This window comes from Sphingobacterium olei (assembly GCF_005048855.1).
Classification (GTDB): Bacteria; Bacteroidota; Bacteroidia; order Sphingobacteriales; family Sphingobacteriaceae; genus Sphingobacterium; species Sphingobacterium olei.
Map to the genome: position 1 here is coordinate 415,057 of NZ_SUME01000002.1, position 16,634 is coordinate 431,690.

At 37.6% G+C, this 16,634-nt stretch carries 20 protein-coding genes; 12 read left to right on the forward strand and 8 right to left on the reverse strand.

All coding sequences use genetic code 11. The annotated features are described in order from the left end of the window. The 8 genes from FAZ15_RS22685 to trhO all read left to right on the forward strand — a co-directional run. A partial coding sequence (locus FAZ15_RS22685; protein WP_202912327.1) for a hypothetical protein occupies window positions 1–279 on the forward strand: 279 nt, incomplete at its 5' end. A 14-nt stretch (window positions 280–293) separates the two neighbouring features. After that, a complete protein-coding gene (locus FAZ15_RS06065; protein ID WP_136900419.1) occupies window positions 294–1,037 on the forward strand; it encodes a DeoR/GlpR family DNA-binding transcription regulator in 744 nt (247 codons plus the stop codon). 38 nt (window positions 1,038–1,075) lie between these two features. Then, entirely contained in the window at window positions 1,076–2,524 is a 1,449-nt protein-coding gene (locus FAZ15_RS06070) for a lipopolysaccharide biosynthesis protein (RefSeq protein WP_162304891.1), read from the forward strand. Between the two features lie 238 nt (window positions 2,525–2,762). Further along, window positions 2,763–3,398 (forward strand): class I SAM-dependent methyltransferase, encoded by a 636-nt coding sequence (locus FAZ15_RS06075; RefSeq protein ID WP_136900421.1) that lies wholly within the window; start codon window positions 2,763–2,765, stop codon window positions 3,396–3,398. A gap of 122 nt (window positions 3,399–3,520) precedes the next feature. After that, window positions 3,521–4,435, forward strand: coding sequence for a sugar transferase (locus FAZ15_RS06080; RefSeq protein WP_136900422.1), 915 nt, complete (start codon window positions 3,521–3,523; stop codon window positions 4,433–4,435). Continuing rightward, on the forward strand, window positions 4,432–5,184 hold the full coding sequence (locus FAZ15_RS06085) for a glycosyltransferase family 2 protein (RefSeq protein WP_136900423.1): 753 nt from the start codon (window positions 4,432–4,434) through the stop codon (window positions 5,182–5,184). The genes FAZ15_RS06080 and FAZ15_RS06085 overlap by 4 nt, the downstream gene beginning before the upstream one ends. Further along, window positions 5,165–5,401, forward strand: coding sequence for a DUF3820 family protein (locus FAZ15_RS06090; protein ID WP_136900424.1), 237 nt, complete (start codon window positions 5,165–5,167; stop codon window positions 5,399–5,401). Before FAZ15_RS06085 ends, FAZ15_RS06090 begins: the two co-directional genes overlap by 20 nt. Window positions 5,402–5,472: 71 nt before the next feature. After that, window positions 5,473–6,453 (forward strand): oxygen-dependent tRNA uridine(34) hydroxylase TrhO, encoded by a 981-nt coding sequence (trhO, locus tag FAZ15_RS06095; protein WP_136900425.1) that lies wholly within the window; start codon window positions 5,473–5,475, stop codon window positions 6,451–6,453. 143 nt (window positions 6,454–6,596) lie between these two features. On the opposite strand, the gene trmB is transcribed toward trhO, so the two are convergent. Then, complete coding sequence (trmB, locus tag FAZ15_RS06100; protein WP_136900426.1) at window positions 6,597–7,250, reverse strand: tRNA (guanosine(46)-N7)-methyltransferase TrmB; 654 nt, start codon at window positions 7,248–7,250, stop codon at window positions 6,597–6,599. Between the two features lie 55 nt (window positions 7,251–7,305). On the opposite strand from trmB, the gene fcl reads away from it, so the two are divergent. Continuing rightward, window positions 7,306–8,235, forward strand: a complete 930-nt coding sequence (gene fcl / locus FAZ15_RS06105) for a GDP-L-fucose synthase (protein ID WP_136900427.1) — start codon at window positions 7,306–7,308, stop codon at window positions 8,233–8,235. On the opposite strand, the gene FAZ15_RS06110 is transcribed toward fcl, so the two are convergent. The 3 genes from FAZ15_RS06110 to FAZ15_RS06120 form a co-directional block, all read right to left on the reverse strand. Further along, complete coding sequence (locus FAZ15_RS06110; protein ID WP_136900428.1) at window positions 8,232–8,753, reverse strand: hypothetical protein; 522 nt, start codon at window positions 8,751–8,753, stop codon at window positions 8,232–8,234. The two genes, fcl and FAZ15_RS06110, sit on opposite strands and share 4 nt — an antisense overlap. Continuing rightward, window positions 8,734–9,204 (reverse strand): hypothetical protein, encoded by a 471-nt coding sequence (locus FAZ15_RS06115; protein WP_202912328.1) that lies wholly within the window; start codon window positions 9,202–9,204, stop codon window positions 8,734–8,736. The genes FAZ15_RS06110 and FAZ15_RS06115 overlap by 20 nt, the downstream gene beginning before the upstream one ends. 79 nt (window positions 9,205–9,283) lie before the next feature. Further along, on the reverse strand, window positions 9,284–9,553 hold the full coding sequence (locus FAZ15_RS06120; protein ID WP_136900429.1) for a YtxH domain-containing protein: 270 nt from the start codon (window positions 9,551–9,553) through the stop codon (window positions 9,284–9,286). A 201-nt stretch (window positions 9,554–9,754) separates the two neighbouring features. Here FAZ15_RS06120 and FAZ15_RS06125 point away from each other — a divergent pair, with 201 nt between their 5' ends. Next, window positions 9,755–11,293, forward strand: a complete 1,539-nt coding sequence (locus FAZ15_RS06125) for a YifB family Mg chelatase-like AAA ATPase (RefSeq protein WP_136900430.1) — start codon at window positions 9,755–9,757, stop codon at window positions 11,291–11,293. Here FAZ15_RS06125 and FAZ15_RS06130 read toward each other — a convergent pair. The 4 genes from FAZ15_RS06130 to rsfS are packed head-to-tail and all read right to left on the reverse strand — an operon-like array spanning window position 11,290 to window position 15,092. Beyond that, on the reverse strand, window positions 11,290–11,919 hold the full coding sequence (locus FAZ15_RS06130) for a rhomboid family intramembrane serine protease (RefSeq protein WP_136900431.1): 630 nt from the start codon (window positions 11,917–11,919) through the stop codon (window positions 11,290–11,292). The genes FAZ15_RS06125 and FAZ15_RS06130 overlap by 4 nt on opposite strands. A gap of 3 nt (window positions 11,920–11,922) precedes the next feature. Further along, on the reverse strand, window positions 11,923–12,570 hold the full coding sequence (locus FAZ15_RS06135) for a LutC/YkgG family protein (protein ID WP_136900432.1): 648 nt from the start codon (window positions 12,568–12,570) through the stop codon (window positions 11,923–11,925). 45 nt (window positions 12,571–12,615) lie between these two features. Further along, window positions 12,616–14,682, reverse strand: a complete 2,067-nt coding sequence (gene ftsH / locus FAZ15_RS06140; protein ID WP_136900433.1) for an ATP-dependent zinc metalloprotease FtsH — start codon at window positions 14,680–14,682, stop codon at window positions 12,616–12,618. A gap of 35 nt (window positions 14,683–14,717) precedes the next feature. After that, window positions 14,718–15,092: a ribosome silencing factor gene (gene rsfS / locus FAZ15_RS06145; RefSeq protein WP_136900434.1), complete on the reverse strand. Its 375-nt coding sequence runs from the start codon at window positions 15,090–15,092 to the stop codon at window positions 14,718–14,720. A 44-nt stretch (window positions 15,093–15,136) separates the two neighbouring features. On the opposite strand from rsfS, the gene FAZ15_RS06150 reads away from it, so the two are divergent. Then, window positions 15,137–15,910 carry a biotin--[acetyl-CoA-carboxylase] ligase gene (locus FAZ15_RS06150; RefSeq protein ID WP_162304892.1) on the forward strand — a complete coding sequence of 258 codons (774 nt, stop codon included), beginning with the start codon at window positions 15,137–15,139 and terminating at the stop codon, window positions 15,908–15,910. A gap of 102 nt (window positions 15,911–16,012) precedes the next feature. After that, window positions 16,013–16,465: a protein-disulfide reductase DsbD domain-containing protein gene (locus FAZ15_RS06155; RefSeq protein WP_202912341.1), complete on the forward strand. Its 453-nt coding sequence runs from the start codon at window positions 16,013–16,015 to the stop codon at window positions 16,463–16,465. The last annotated feature ends 169 nt before the right edge of the window (window positions 16,466–16,634 follow it).

The window sequence follows — 16,634 nt, forward strand, 5'->3', positions numbered from 1 at the left end:
ACTAAACCGGTTCCAACCGAACTGAGTACAAACGAAGAAACCGAAAGTAAAGCTTCCGAAGAAGCTCCTGAAACCAGTAAACCTACAGGCTTCAAACCTCGCTTCAAAGCGGGTGTAACTAAACCGGTTCCAACCGAACTGAGTACAAACGAAGAAACCGAAAGTAAAGCTTCCGAAGAAGCTCCTGAAACCAGTAAACCTACAGGCTTCAAACCTCGCTTCAAAGCGGGTGTAACTAAACCGGCGACAGACTCCGATACAAAAAAAAATGATCAATAATAAAACACATACTCATGCTTAAAGAAGAAAGACAAGCCTACATCGTTCATCAAATAAATCTGCACAATAAAGTACTTTCATCGGATCTAAGTGTTCAACTGAATGTTTCCGAAGATACTATTCGTAGAGACCTGAATGAGTTGGCCGAAAACGGACAAGTAATCAAAGTATATGGCGGCGCACTTTCAAAATCTTTTCAATTCCCTTTCCAAGAAGGAAACGTATATGCAAAAGAGGGTAAAAAAGAAATTGCGAGCAAAGCACTATCATTGATCACCAACGGCATGACTGTTTTAATTGGAGGGGGCACAACAATGATAGAATTAGCTCGCCTTATTCCGAATGACATACAATGTACTTTCTTTACAATCAGTCCTCTGGTGGCGCTCGAATTAGCTGAAAAGGAGAACATCGAAGTTATTCTAATTGGCGGTAAGCTATCTAGAAACACGAATATCGTCACCGGTTCACAGGTAATTAACGAACTCGCAGACATACGTGTCGATCTCTGTTTATTGGGCACCAACAGCCTTTCTGTCGAAGAGGGTATTACCGATTCAGATTGGGAAGTTGTACAGATCAAACGTGCGATGATCAAATGTTCTAAACATGTTGCGATTTTAAGTATCGCGGAAAAACTGAATTCCAATCAAAAGATGCGTGTAGCACCGCTTAAAGATGTAAGCTATTTAGTTACTGATTTATCGCCTTCTGACAAGTCATTAAAAGAATTTGAAAAGTACTTGTCCGTTATATAGCAACGGAATTTTCTAATGGAGAGCTTATTATTTAGATCGTGAACGAAGAAGAAAATTCACTAAAGAAAAAGACACTAAAAAATTTTTTTTGGAGTGGCTCAAGCAATTTAGTCCTTCAGATACTAACTTTAGCCTTTGGGATCTTCTTATCTCGAATTCTTTCTCCCACGGAGTACGGAATTGTAGGAATGGTCCTTATTTTTACGTTAGTTGCCACTTCAATTCAGGAATCCGGATTTTTAACAGCATTAATCAATAGGAAAGTCATTGATAAAAGAGACTACAATTCCATATTTTGGTTCAATGTTTCTTTAGGTACATTCCTCTATATTTCTCTTTATTTTCTTGCACCTACTATAGCCGCTTTTTTTGATGAGCCGAGAATCGTTTCCTTGGCACGATATTGTTTTATTACTATTCTATTTTCTAGTTTTTCCGTCGCTCAAAATGCATATTTACTTAAAAACCAACAAATAAAGCATCGTGCCTTCGCTGCAATAACCGGATCTATTATATCCAATGTTGCCGGGATTACACTTGCGCTGCTTGGCTATAGCTATTGGGCATATGCAAGCATCAATGTCGTGTACCAATTTATCGTCATGCTGTTATTCTGGCACTATTCCGCCTTCAGACCAGTTTTTACATTCAGTCTGACACCTATTAAAGAAATGGCTCCGTTCAGCTTAAATATACTAACTACTAATATTGTGAGCCAGATCAGCAATAATATTTTTGCGCCCTTATTGGGAAAGTTTTATAATACCATTGATGTCGGGAACTACACACAGGGAAATAAATGGACAACGACAAGCCAATCCGTAATATCGGGAATGCTCCAGAACATAACGCAAGTTCTATTATCCGAGGTCAGGGATTCCAAAGAACGCCATAATCGGATATTTATTAAGTTAGTAGATTTCACCTGTTTCATCGCCTTTCCCTGCATGTTTATATTATCATTATCTGCCCAAGACCTCATTGTAATTTTGATTACGGAGAAATGGATTGAAAGCGCTGTATTTTTACAGTTCCTTACATTGGTCTCTCCCTTTTTGATCGTATCGATTTTGTACACACAGTTGATATTAAGTAGTGGAAAGTCCGACATTTACCGAACTATAACCATCTCGCTCTGTTTATTACAGATCGCTCTACAGCTGATAATTTACCCCTATGGCATAACAACAATGATTGCAGGTTATGCCGTTCTAAATATAATTTGGTTATTGGTTTGGCAGCACTATGTTTGCAAGATCACCTCAATTCCTTATTCGCTTCTATTCAACATGGTGGGGAAATACAGCTTAATAACAGCCTGCGTTATATTAGCAACTCACTTCATCACCTTAAATATCGACCTTATTTATTTCCGCTTTATAAGTAAAATTTTCATTGCAGGTGGTATATATATTGGAATAATGTATTTGCTAAAAGCAGAAGCATTGAAAGAGGCGTTGGAAATAATAAAAAAAAGAAAAATATAAAAACATCAATTATTATTATTTTTAAAACAAAGCCCTAGATTCTAAACATACAATGATATCTGTACTCAGCTAGACTTATAAAAAGTAACGACACTATTTTACGTTTTACATCAACTCATTTTAGTGTGTTAATTTTTGTATAAACGAGAAAAATAGGAATTTTGTCGGCGAAATCCCTATTTTTACTTGACATTTTTGAATTAATGTTAAGACATATTCGCCGAAAAATAGATCGCTAATGAAAAAAAAATACAAAAACCTCTTCAATCTAAGACTAATGCGAGGCATCATCAGTCTAGCTATAAAAGGCTATTTATTCGAAAAAGGTTGGAATCGATCTTACATTAAACGACAGTCTATCACCAATGAAGGTCAGGTAATTCCGTGGCTAACATATTCTTTTTTAGATTTCATTGAAAAACGGCTCTCCAATGAGCTGATATTTTTTGAATTTGGTTCCGGGAATTCTACACTATATTTTTCAAAACATGTAAAAAATATTTATTCCATTGAACATGATAAATTCTGGTTTGAAACGATAAAGTCAGACATTCCTAAAAACGTCACTCTTAATTATGTATCAATTGAAAATGGAGAATACGAGGCTACTCCTTTAAGACAAAATGTTCATTATGACATCATTTTAATAGATGGTCGCAACCGAGTATCCTGTATTAAGAATGCGGTCCAAAGACTAACTAAATCGGGGGTCATTATTTTTGATGACAGTGAGAGGGCAAAATACGCAGAAATTTTTCCTTTAATGGAATCTCTGGGCTTTAAACACATTCCTTTTACCGGAATCGCTATTGGAGCTATTCATGGGAAAACCACATCCTTATTCTACCGATCTAATAATTGTTTAGGAGTATAAATGTCTGTCGGTGGCTTTCTTAATCGTTTAAACTCCTATTCTTAAGAATGTTTCTATTTTGAATTATTGTAATTGCAAATTATTATTTTGATTTTTATAACAATAAAAAGTAATTCCAAATTATGCAGGATTTAAGTCCCATAATACTTTTTGTATACAATCGTCCTTGGCATACAAAAGAAACACTAAATACATTAGAAAAAAGCAATCTTGCTAAAGACTCCATCTTGTATATTTTTTCGGATGGGGCTAAAACATCTAAACAGGATGAGAAAGTTAATGAAGTCCGAAGAATAATCAGGGAAGCATGGGGTTTTAAAAATATTTATGTCATTGAAAGAGAAAAAAACATCGGCTTGGCTGCTAATGTGATTGACGGCGTTTCTACAATAATTCAAAAACATAAACGGGCTATTATCTTAGAAGATGACGTATTACTAAGTCCCCATGCGCTGCAGTACTTTAACGATGCATTGAGATTATATGTTAATGAAGAAAAAGTAATGCATATTGGCAGTTATATGTATAATATTGACAAGACGGGCCTCGACGAGACCTTCTTCACAAGATTGGTTTCCAGTCAAGCATGGGCTACATGGGATCGGGCCTGGCAACATTTTGAACCCGATACTGAAAAGTTAATCGCGCAATTCAATCGGAAAAAGGTAAAGGCCTTTTCATTTGAACATAGCATGAATTTCTGGCGTCAGATTAATCTTCAACGAAAAGGTCTGATTAACTCCTGGGCAGTACGGTGGTATGCCTCCGTCTTTTTACAAGGAGGTCTAGGATTACAATGCTCGTCCTCGTTAATTACCAATATTGGGCATGATGGTACAGGTATACATTCCGCAATTAGCGATATGTTTGATACCGAAGTAAAAAAGGACAAAGTAACGCATTTTCCAGCTGCTATAGTAGAAAATGTACAAGGTTACCATGCGTTGAAATATTTCTTCAAACATAGGAAAGGTTCCCTAATGGATCGATTGAAAAGATGGTTAAAAAACAAATTACATAATCTTTCCACACGATGAAATATCCTTTAGTTTCCATTATAACTATAGTTTACAATAACGTTCGGGATATCGAATACACCATAAAATCCGTACTTGAGCAGACGTATAAAAATATAGAATACATTATCGTGGATGGCGCATCTACGGACAGCACTCTTGATATAATCAAGACATATAAAGATCGGATATCGAAAGTTATTTCGGAAAAAGACAATGGTATCTATGATGCCATGAATAAAGGTTTAATGGCCGCAACGGGCGATTATGTTCTATTTTTGAATTCAGGAGATGAACTGTTCGATTTAAATACGATCCAACAAATTGTAGAAAAAGGAAATAATGCGGATATTATCTACGGCGAAACTAAACTCGTGGACGAGCAACGTCATATCGTTGGTGATCGCAGACATGCAGCTCCCAAAACATTTGATTGGAAATCATTCCGTTATGGCATGAATGTGTGCCATCAAGCTATCTATGTGAAACGGACGATTGCAGAACCCTATGACCAGCAATATCAATTGAGTGCAGATATCGATTGGGTAATACGCGCTGCAAAAAAGGCTAAAACTACGGTAAATATTCATCAATATGTAGCGAAGTATTTGGTGGGTGGTATATCGCAGAAGAGACATCAACAAAGCCTCAAAGAACGTTACCAAATTTTAAAAAAACACTACGGAACAATTCCAAACTTTATAAATCACTGCATCATTGCATTCCGCCTACTCAAACACCGCATCATACATGGCAAAACAAGAGAATGATTTTTTTAATCCTGAATTACTAATAGAGCTAGCGAATTCGAAAATGCCATTTGGAAAATATCAAGGATGGTTACTATGCCGTTTGCCGGAACCTTACTTAGTATGGTTTCATAAAAAAGGATTCCCTCCAGGAAAACTAGGAATCCAACTGGCTACGCTATATGAAATCAAATTGAATGGTCTTGAGTATCTCTTAACGCCTCTAATTAAGAAGTAATATTTTTTTCCTAACTTTGTTGGTAGAAATTTTTAACATTAAACGCCGTTTGCAGCGGTATCAATGAAAATATGGCACAATATCAAACATTGCTGTACTACTGTTACAGCCCTATCGAACATGCAGAACAGTTTGCTGCAGATCATTTAGAATTTTGTAAATCACTAGGCTTAGTTGGTCGAATTATCGTTGCCGATGAGGGGTTAAATGGCACAGTGTCTGGCACACCAACAGCTTGTCAGGCTTACATGGATGCCATACACGCGGATACCCGTTTTGCAAAAACAGATTTTAAAATTGACGAAGTAGAAGAACCTTCCTTTATTAAAATGCATTGCCGCTACAAATCTGAGATCGTACACTCCGGACTTCGAAATCCTGAAATCATTGATCCAAACAAACAAACCGGTATACATTTGGAACCCACCGAGTTTATGGAGATGAAAGACCGTGATGATGTAGTCGTACTGGATGTGAGATCAAATTACGAACACAACGTAGGTCGCTTTAAAAATGCAGTAACTCTAGACATCGAAAATTTTCGGGAATTTCCAGAGAAAGTTAAAGAACTGGAGCAATACAAGGGCAAAAAGATTTTGACCTACTGTACGGGAGGGATCAAATGTGAAAAAGCTTCTGCTCTCCTACTACAAGAAGGATTTGAAGAAGTATATCAGTTGCATGGCGGAATTATCAAATATGGCAAAGAGGCAGGCGGCAAAGACTTTGAAGGGAAGTGCTATGTTTTTGATAACCGAGTGACAGTTGATATTAATAACGTAAACCCTGTCGTCGTTTCCACGTGTAGAAACTGTGGTACAACAACTCCCAAAATGATAAACTGTGCAAACGCGGAATGCAACGAGCACTTTACGCAATGTGATGAATGCGGGTGGGAAATGGAAGGCTGTTGCTCAGACAAGTGCAAATCAAATCCACACAAACGAGAATATGACGGAACAGGGTATTATGTAAAAGTGCCTCAACCGGTAAATCTTGAAAAAATAAGCAAGCGCAAGCATAAAAAATTCCCTTCTAAAGAGCAAGCGTAATCAAAAGGGGCTGTATCAAAAGAAAACGTCATCGCGAGAAGGAACAATAACAACGAAGCAATCTATATTCACGTATTAAAAAAGGTTGCCGCCTCGTGCCTCCTCGCAGTGACGATGATGTCTTACTTACGAAAGCACCTTGGTTATTTTTTAAATTTCCACTGAACATAATTTATATTTTTATCAACAGCGAGATATTTTCGTTCATAATATGTTTTAATAGACAATACCTCATCTACTAAATCCGACTTGTACAGATCCGTTGTTTCTCTATTTTTAGGAGCTTCTAATAACGTTAATTGTTCCAGTGTATAGGCATAAAATCCATCGTTGTCCGTTTTTAGATGCATCATCCCCTCTTCTTTAAGAACAAGCTGGTAACGCTCTAAAAACCTAGGATTTGTTAATCTTTTCTTTTCTCTGCTATCCTGCGGTTGCGGATCAGGGAATGTAATCCATATTTCCGACACTTCATTTTCTGTAAAAAATTCTAAGATTTTCTCAATTTGAATACGCAAAAATCCCACATTGGCAATTCCTTCCTCCAAAGCCGTTTTTGCACCTCTCCAAATACGGTTTCCTTTGTAATCTATTCCGATAAAGTTTCTGTCCGGGAATAGTTTTGCTAAATTCACGGTATATTCCCCTTTGCCACATGCCAATTCCAAAACTAAAGGTTTATCATTTCCGAAGAACTCGGAAGACCATTTTCCTTTATATCCCAAACCTTCGTCCAATTGAACAACATTTTTGAATGTCGCTACTTCTGCGAATTTTCTTAATTTATCCTTACCCATACCAAATATTAAATCGCAAAAATAACCTTATATTTGCAGGAATCAATAATTTATCGTGGAAAAAGAAGCAAAAATATTTGTTGCAGGGCATAGAGGAATGGTCGGTTCAGCTATTCACCGCAGATTGATGGAATTGGGATATACCAACATTCTAACCCGAACCTCTAAGGAGTTAGATCTTAGAAATCAAACTGAAGTTGCCTATTTTTTTGCTCAAGAAAAACCCCAATATGTTTTTCTAGCAGCCGCAAAAGTAGGCGGAATTATGGCTAATAATATTTACCGCGCTGATTTCATCTACGAAAATCTTGCTATTCAGAACAATGTTATCCATCAATCATATGTAAACAACGTTCAAAAATTAATGTTTTTAGGTTCTTCGTGTATTTATCCTAAATTAGCGGCCCAGCCTCTTAAAGAAGATTATTTATTAACAGGCACGTTAGAACCTACTAATGAGCCTTATGCTATTGCAAAAATAGCCGGCATAAAAATGTGTGAATCCTATCGCGCCCAATACAATTGTAATTTCATTTCTGTCATGCCAACTAATTTATACGGCATAAATGACAATTACCATCCACAAAATTCTCACGTCTTGCCCGCTTTGATTCGTCGCTTTCACGAGGCGAAAGAAAACAACTTTCCTGAAGTTACCATTTGGGGCACAGGCACTCCCCTTCGTGAATTTCTGTTTTCCGAAGATCTTGCTGATGCCTGTATCTTTTTGATGAAAAACTATGATGGAGAACAGTTCGTGAATATTGGAATTGGCCACGACATTAGTATCAAAGATCTCGCTTTACTTATAAAAGATCTCATCGGATATAAAGGTGAAATCACATTTGATCCCTCCAAACCGGATGGCACGCCCCGCAAACTAATGGATGTGTCCAAACTTCATAGCCTGGGCTGGAAACACAAAATCCCTTTGGAAGAAGGGATTAAACGTGCATACATTGATTTTAAAGAAAAAGAACTTTAATACGTTTCACCACCTGGCGCAACACCAAAATTAATAACATCAGGTTCTTCTTCCAACGGAGGAACGTCCTTGTGTTTCTTTCTCTTCTTGTTAGGCTTTACGAACTCGGTTATTTTAGATATCACACCCGTAACACTATTTTGATTGATTTGTCCTGCAGCAGTTTCCGATGCCAACAATACTAAAGACTTTTTCAGCCAACCTGATTTCTTAAGAAATGTCTTATTCAAGACAAAGGGAAGTCCCAATTGTAGCGTACGGGTCAACCAATCAGAACTACTTCCCTTTTTCATATTATTATCCGAATCCATGTTAGACGCTGAAGATATCAATCCCTTTACCAATCCATAACCCGGTATCTGCGATGTAATCGTGCGAATCACCCGATATGGAGTCTCCAATTTTGTGCGCATCAACGTATATTGAGTATCCAAATAAAGCTCCTGCTCGCTTTTCAACTTTTTCAGGCGAGCGATCTCTAACTTCAATTCAACGATATTATTTATTTTCGTACTCATGGTTCAAATCCTTTTTAATAATTTCTTTAACATCCTTTTCAACCTTTTCCGCTAAGTCAGTCAATTCCTGATCGGCTTCCTCTCCTTCCACATGTTCATCATCTTCGTTCCACTTTCCCATGACTTTCCGAATGGTAATTTCCATCACTTTTGCTTCTAATTTAGGTTCAAAAAGTTTGATTAGCAACAACAACACCAAAAAAATACCGCCAGTCGCTAAAAACCCAAAAGAATAACTTCCTAAAAGTTCGCCCAAATAAAAACCTAAAGCCAACGAAAAGAAAAAAATGATTATTAATAATAAAATCAATTTACTTACATCGACGACCAATGCGCCTATTATTCGCGAGGACTTCGCAATGACTTTTAGTCTGACTAAATCGATCCGAGTATCTACATATTCTCTGATCTTTTGAAAACTCCCCGAAAATGAAAATTTTTGCTCTTCCATGCTCTTGCTTTTATAAAGAGCCATGTTCTTACACAGCTCTTTAGATTAAAATTCACGCCCGACGATTTTCGCCGTCTATTTAAGCATGTTCTTCTATTTCGTCTTCTAAGATAACATCGGTCTTTGAAAGTTTAGTCTTCACTACCGAAACAATTTTTTCTCTAAAATCATTCAATTGATCAAGTTGCTCTTCAGCTCTTTCCTTCAAAGCTTCGCCCAAGTCAGCTAAGGACTCATTAATTTTGTCTCTTGTCTCAGCACCCTTCTCAGGTGCAAACAAAACACCCAAAACAGCTCCTACAGCAAGTCCTGCTAGCAAAGCTGTTACAATTTTTCCGCTATCGTTCATTACTATTTAATTTATTTTCTATCAATCTATTCCTATATTAATTAAACAACTAAAATCCAAAATCGTTTAATTTTATTTGCATTTTCATGGATCACTCCCTTAAGTTACGAATTTTATTGATTTTCAGCAAAATTAAAAACGATTATAATTGCATATAACAGCAAATTTATCTAAGTTTAAGAAACCTATTTATTTAGATACATGTTGGTAAAAACCTTTGGAAGCGCCGTCTATGGAATTGAAGCGACAACGATCAATGTAGAAGTGAATATTTCTACAGGCACGAAATATTATATAGTAGGCTTACCGGATAATGCTGTCAAAGAAAGTTGGCAACGTATAGAAAGTGCTATTATGGCAATAGGATTTCGAATGCCTCGACAGAAAATAGTGGTCAACTTAGCTCCGGCCGATATTCGCAAGGAAGGCTCCGCCTATGATCTTAGTATTGCAATCGGAATACTAGCTGCATCTGGACAAATTCTGAATGAAGAAATAACGAATTACATTATCTTAGGAGAACTTTCGCTCGATGGATCTATCCAATCCATAAAAGGAGCCCTCCCTATCGCTATTCAAGCTAAAGCGGATGGTTTTAAAGGTATTATTTTACCTACTGCCAATGCGAGAGAAGCGGCAATCGTTTCGGACTTAGACATCTTAGGTGTAGAACGTTTGGATCAAGTTGTCGGCTTTTTTGAAGGGAAAGTACATCTACCCCCTACAAATGTTAACATTGATGATGAGTTTGCCAATAAAATAAATAATTACGAAGTAGACTTCGCAGACGTAAAAGGACAGGAAAATATTAAGAGAGCCTTAGAAATTGCAGCATGTGGAGGACACAACGTTATTTTAATAGGCCCTCCAGGGGCAGGAAAGACGATGCTGGCTAAACGATTGTCCACTATTTTGCCGCCCCTAACCATAGAAGAATCACTCGAGACAACCAAGATCCATTCTGTGGCCGGAAAATTTTCTGCTTCTGAAGCACTGATGACCATACGACCTTTCCGCTATCCACATCATACTATTTCGGACGTAGCGCTGGTAGGAGGAGGTGCAAATCCTCAACCAGGTGAGATTTCTCTAGCACATAATGGAGTTTTATTTTTAGATGAATTACCCGAGTTCAAAAGAACAGTGCTTGAAGTCATGCGACAACCATTAGAATCCCGGAAAATTAGCGTTTCCAGAGCTAAATTTACCGTGGAATATCCGGCAAGCTTTATGCTGATTGCGGCTATGAATCCCTGCCCTTGTGGATATTTCAATCATCCAGAACGAGAATGTATTTGTGGCAGTGCTGTGGTGCAACGTTATCTCAGTAAAATTTCCGGTCCCCTTCTTGATCGTATTGATCTCCATGTAGAGGTTACTCCCGTCGAATTTAAAGAATTATCAAATGGACGATCGGCAGAAGATAGCGGTGCTATTCGTCAACGCGTCATCGGTGCAAGAAAGATTCAGGAAAAGCGCTTTGAAAATAATGCACATGTACACAGTAATGCCCAGATGAGTTCCAAATCTGTACGTGACATCTGTCTTTTGGATGATACGGGGAGAAAATTGTTGCACGCAGCAATGGAACGTCTTAATCTCTCGGCCAGAGCATATGACCGTATTCTAAAAGTTGCGCGCACGATAGCAGACATGGAAAGCTCAGAAAAAATTCAACCTGCACATATTGCAGAAGCCATCCAATTTAGAAGTTTAGATCGAGAAAATTGGATGGGTTAAAACTGCTCGACAAAATGCCGTATTATCCATGGATACAATAATATCGTAATTAAAACTCCCGCTAAAGCACCAAATAAATGTGCATCGTGGTTGATGCGATCGTTTGAATTTTTAGATGCCCAGATACAATATATTATATATAAAACGGCAAATACATAGGCTGGCATAGGTATCACCATGAAAATACCCAGCATCGCTTTCGGTTGAAACAAAATATAACTAAAGAGCACCGCCGAAATAGCACCGGAGGCCCCTAGACTATGATAGCCTGCGTTATTTTTTTGCTGAACAATTGTTGGTATGTCACTTAACACCAAACTTACAATATATAAAAGAGCAAAATAAAAGTGACCAATGGAACCACTTGCCAACACAAAGAAATGCTCTAATGCAAAGCCAAAAAAGTAAAACGTAAACATGTTGAACAACAAATGCCCCCAATCGGCGTGAATTATCCCACTTGTAAATATGGTATAAAGCTTTGTTTTATCACGATGTATGCTATAAGGATGTAACATCATCGTTCCATACATCTGCGGATTTGAAAAAACATAAATACTAGTCGCTATGGTAATAGCAAAGATAATACTAGCTACTGGTGTAGCATACAAATACTCTAAAATCATATATTAAAATCGGTCTTCAACTAGGAATACATATAGTTCTTTGGGTCCGTGTGCACCAAGTACGAGCGTTTTCTCAATATCTGCTGTTCGACTAGGCCCGGTAATAGTAGTAATCATTGACGGCAATTCGCCTCTGTATTTTTCTTTAACTTGCAAAAAAGCATGTTTAATATCCATTACCAACTGAGAAGCATTAGCAAATACAATATGGATCGGTGGATAAATACTCAAACGGCGGCCTCCGGCGTTCGCATTTGAGATCATAATACTTCCATTTCGAGCGATTAAAGATTCACAAGTCGTGATACTTGCTTCGGCCTCTTCAAAATTGCTGTCGGAAGTTATCATTGGAAAACCATAATGTCTCAACAACTTTTGGATCTCGGGCTCCCACACATGAATTTTAGTAATATTCAGCTGCTCCACTAAAGCAATCAAATTTTCAATGATGGAAATCTCGCCGTCACAATAAACAAAATTACCGGCTACTGCTGTAAACTCTTTTGCAAAAGTCACGTCCAACGGTTCATCTTCATCTTTGTAAAGAGGAGCATCTTCAAAATCAGGATAGGGATTGTCTCGCTTTTGCAACAAAGCTTGCCTTATCTGCTTCAGCATTCGCTCCTTGGCGGTTGTATTTCTGATATTCATGACAAAAAAATAAGTGCACTGTTACTACAGCACAGCTCATTTTAACTATTTTTCTTCGTTTATTTTTGGCACCTCTGGACTTACCGCATCTTCAGGTATTGGAGGCAAAGGTAATTCCGTGGGAGGAACACCTCCTCCATCGGCACCGCCGTTTACAAATTCGTCATACGTAGTACGGTTAGAAAATGGACGTTTTCCTAATATCTCTTCTAAATCCGCTTGAAATAGTATTTCTTTTTCCAATAATTTTTCAGCAATCTTAATCAACCCCCCTTGTTTGTCCAGCAACAGTTTCCGGGTACGATCGTATACATTCGCAATCAAAAGACGAACCTCTTCGTCAATCAATTCAGCCGTTTGATCCGAATAAGGTTTTTGAAATTGCGATTCACCTCCACTGTCTCTAAAAGAAACATTCCCTACTTTTGCATTCATACCATATACAGCAGTCATTGCATAAGCTAACTTTGTGATACGCTCTAAGTCATTTTGAGCACCGGTACTAATACGCCCGAAGGTAATATCTTCTGCCACACGACCACCCATTGTCATACTCATACTGTCCAAAAGCTGCTCTGTCGTATAGAGGAACTGTTCTTTGGGTAAATATTGCGCATAACCCAATGCTGCTACGCCACGTGGAACGATCGAAACTTTCACCAAAGGATCTGCATGTTCCAAGAACCAACCTGCAATAGCATGTCCCGCTTCATGATAGGCTACAATTTTCTTCTCTTCTGGCGATATAATTTTATTTTTCTTTTCTAAACCACCAATTACTCTATCCACCGCGTCTTGAAAATCCTGCATATCAATTGCTGATTTCCCTTTACGGGCTGCGATTAAAGCGGCTTCATTACAAACGTTCGCAATTTCAGCTCCTGCAAAACCTGGCGTTTGAGCTGAAAGTTTTTTAGCATCTACTTCTTCCGATAATTTTAACGGTTTTAAATGAACATTGAATATTTGTTCGCGACCAATTAAATCGGGCTTATCTATCGAAACTTGTCTATCAAATCGACCGGGACGCAATAATGCAGAGTCCAACACATCTAAACGATTGGTAGCGGCTAATATGATGACGCCGACATTTGTACCGAATCCATCCATTTCCACTAATAATTGGTTTAAGGTATTTTCGCGTTCATCGTTTCCTCCCATTACTGAGTTTTTACCGCGTGCACGACCAATTGCATCAATCTCATCGATAAAGATAATACACGGAGCTTTCTCCTTCGCCTGTTTGAATAAATCACGTACACGTGAAGCACCTACACCCACAAACATTTCTACGAAATCTGATCCGGACAAAGAGAAAAAAGGCACCTGTGCCTCGCCTGCCACGGCCTTTGCTAATAAGGTCTTACCTGTTCCCGGAGGGCCTACAAGAAGGGCTCCTTTAGGAATCTTGCCTCCTAAATCAGTATATTTTTTGGGATTCTTCAGGAAATCGACAATTTCCATTACCTCCTGTTTTGCCTCCTCTAGTCCCGCTACGTCATTGAATGTAATGTTGATTTGCGATTCTTTATCGAATAATTGTGCTTTCGATTTACCAATATTAAAAATTTGGCCGCCTGCACCACCTCCACCACCATTCATTCGACGCATCAGGAACATCCAAAGCGCAACAATAATGACTAGAGGTAGTATGAAAGAAACAAGAAATCCACTCCATGGACTATTCTTACTTCCATATTCTACAGTTACTTTATTTATGCCTTCCGGTAAATTTTCTTGAGAGGCGTTTAGCTTCGACTCAAATATCTGATCCGAACCCAACGTAAAGGTATATTGAGGTCCTGACGATTGAGATACCATTAGATTGTTCTCCGATGGGGCTACATCCTTATATTTGTCTTCTTTTAACCGATCTTTCTTAATATAAACCTGTACTTCCAGTAGATCGTTACCTTTAAGCGCGACCAGCTTTTCAACATCACCCGTCAAAAGCATATTTTTTTCAAAATTTTCGTACGTGGTTTCTTTTGCACTACTACCACTGAATACGTATTGAAGCGCGAAAAAGCCTAATATCATCGCGATATAAAGCCACATCATATTAAACTTCGGTGGAATAGGCGTTACTTTTTTATTTGGAATTTTCTTCATTATGTATCTTTCAGTCTCTTATTTTATTATATTAACTAGGCGCTTTGGTAAGATTGGACTTCTGCATCTCCCCACAAATCCTCAATGCGATAATGAGACCTTTTATCTGTCTTGAAAACATGTACTACGACATCCACAAAATCCAATAATACCCACTCTCCATTTCCATGCCCTTCTTTATGCCAAGGATCCTGGCCTAAGCTTTTGAAAACTTCGTCTTCCACACTTTTTGCAATTGCATTAACTTGTATATTAGAATCTGCGTGACAGATGACAAAATAATCCGAAATTGTTGCATTTACTTCTCTCATATCCAATCTCACAATCTCATTACCCTTCTTTTCCTGCATCCCATGAACTACAATTTCCGCCAGTTTTGCAGACAATTCTGAATTTTTCTTTTTACTCATTAAGAATTATTATAGCTTTATTAATTCATTTAAATATTATTCTTTTGCAAAATAACACATTTTTTGGACATTCTAACGCTCAGAACGTAATTGTTCTAACCGAAACAACTTCTACGAACGATTATTTAAAACAATTATTGTCAAATTTCACGCCACTAGAAGAATACACTGCCATTATGGCAATAAAACAAACGGCAGGCAAAGGACAACGCGGCACGACCTGGATTGATCGACCGGGTGAAAGTTTAACAGCGAGTTTTATTTTATTCCCCCAAAAACTAACGCCTCAAAAAAATTTTTATCTGACAATCATCTCAAGTCTAGCGGTTTATGATATCGTTTCCATACATATTCCTTTGGAAGTTCGTATCAAATGGCCAAATGATATCATGATCGGCAACAAAAAAGTTGGAGGAATATTAATCGAAAATAAAATTTCACATTCACAGATCAAGCATGCAGTTGTAGGAATAGGATTGAATGTATTTCAGTCCCAATTTCCTTCCGAAATTTCATTTAAAACAACTTCGCTCCATAAAGAAAACCCATTATTGCAAAAGACAATATTGTCATTAGTGACCGAGATTCAAACTAAACTAAAATTTTACAATGAAATGTTATTAAAAGAGCAATACGACGAATTATTAACACGATACAATCAACTTTTATTCCGAAGGAACTTAAACGCTTTATTTACCGTGAACGGAAAGACGCTAGAAGCCCGCATAGTACAAGTATGCGAAGATGGATTACTGGAAATGGAGTACAGACAGGAAAAATTAAAATACGACCTAAAAGACATAACATATCAGCTATAACAAAAAAATTACTTGCTGATGGATAGGGTTAAATGTAATTTAGCATTAAACTTTTAACTTTATTTAATGTCTTAAAATAAGGTTTAAACACGAAAAATGATGATGAAAAAAATTAGCTTACTTATCGTTGCTGTTTTATTAACAATAACTGGAGCGTTCGCTCAAATTCACAATCCGGTAAAGTGGTCTGTAGCTTCAAAAAAGCTGAACAGTAAGGAAGCCGTAGTATTTATTAAAGCGACCATTCAAAACGGTTGGCACATATACTCTCAAACAGTAGGAGAAGGCGGCCCTGTCCCTACCTCCTTTGCGTATAAGACTTCTAAAGATATTACATTGAATGGTAAGACCGCAGAACCTCAGCCAAAAACAAAATTCGAAGAAGTATTTAAAATGGATGTGCCCTATTTTAGTACAGAAGTCGTATTCCAGCAAAAAGTAAAATTAAATACTTCGAAACCGACTTCGTTAAGTGGGACGGTTGAGTTTATGGCTTGCGATAAAACACAATGCCTTCCCCCGGATGAATATAATTTTACAGTCACAATAAAATAATTACGGCTCTAATAGATTTGAAAAGGCAGTTTAATACTGCCTTTTTTTTATTTTTACCTGATTTTATTTCGCATTCATGAAATACCCACGGACACAAAGCATCCCAACACGAATGAGAATAAATCGTAGATATTCCCTGCCTGGGATAGGTAGGCATATGACCATCAAA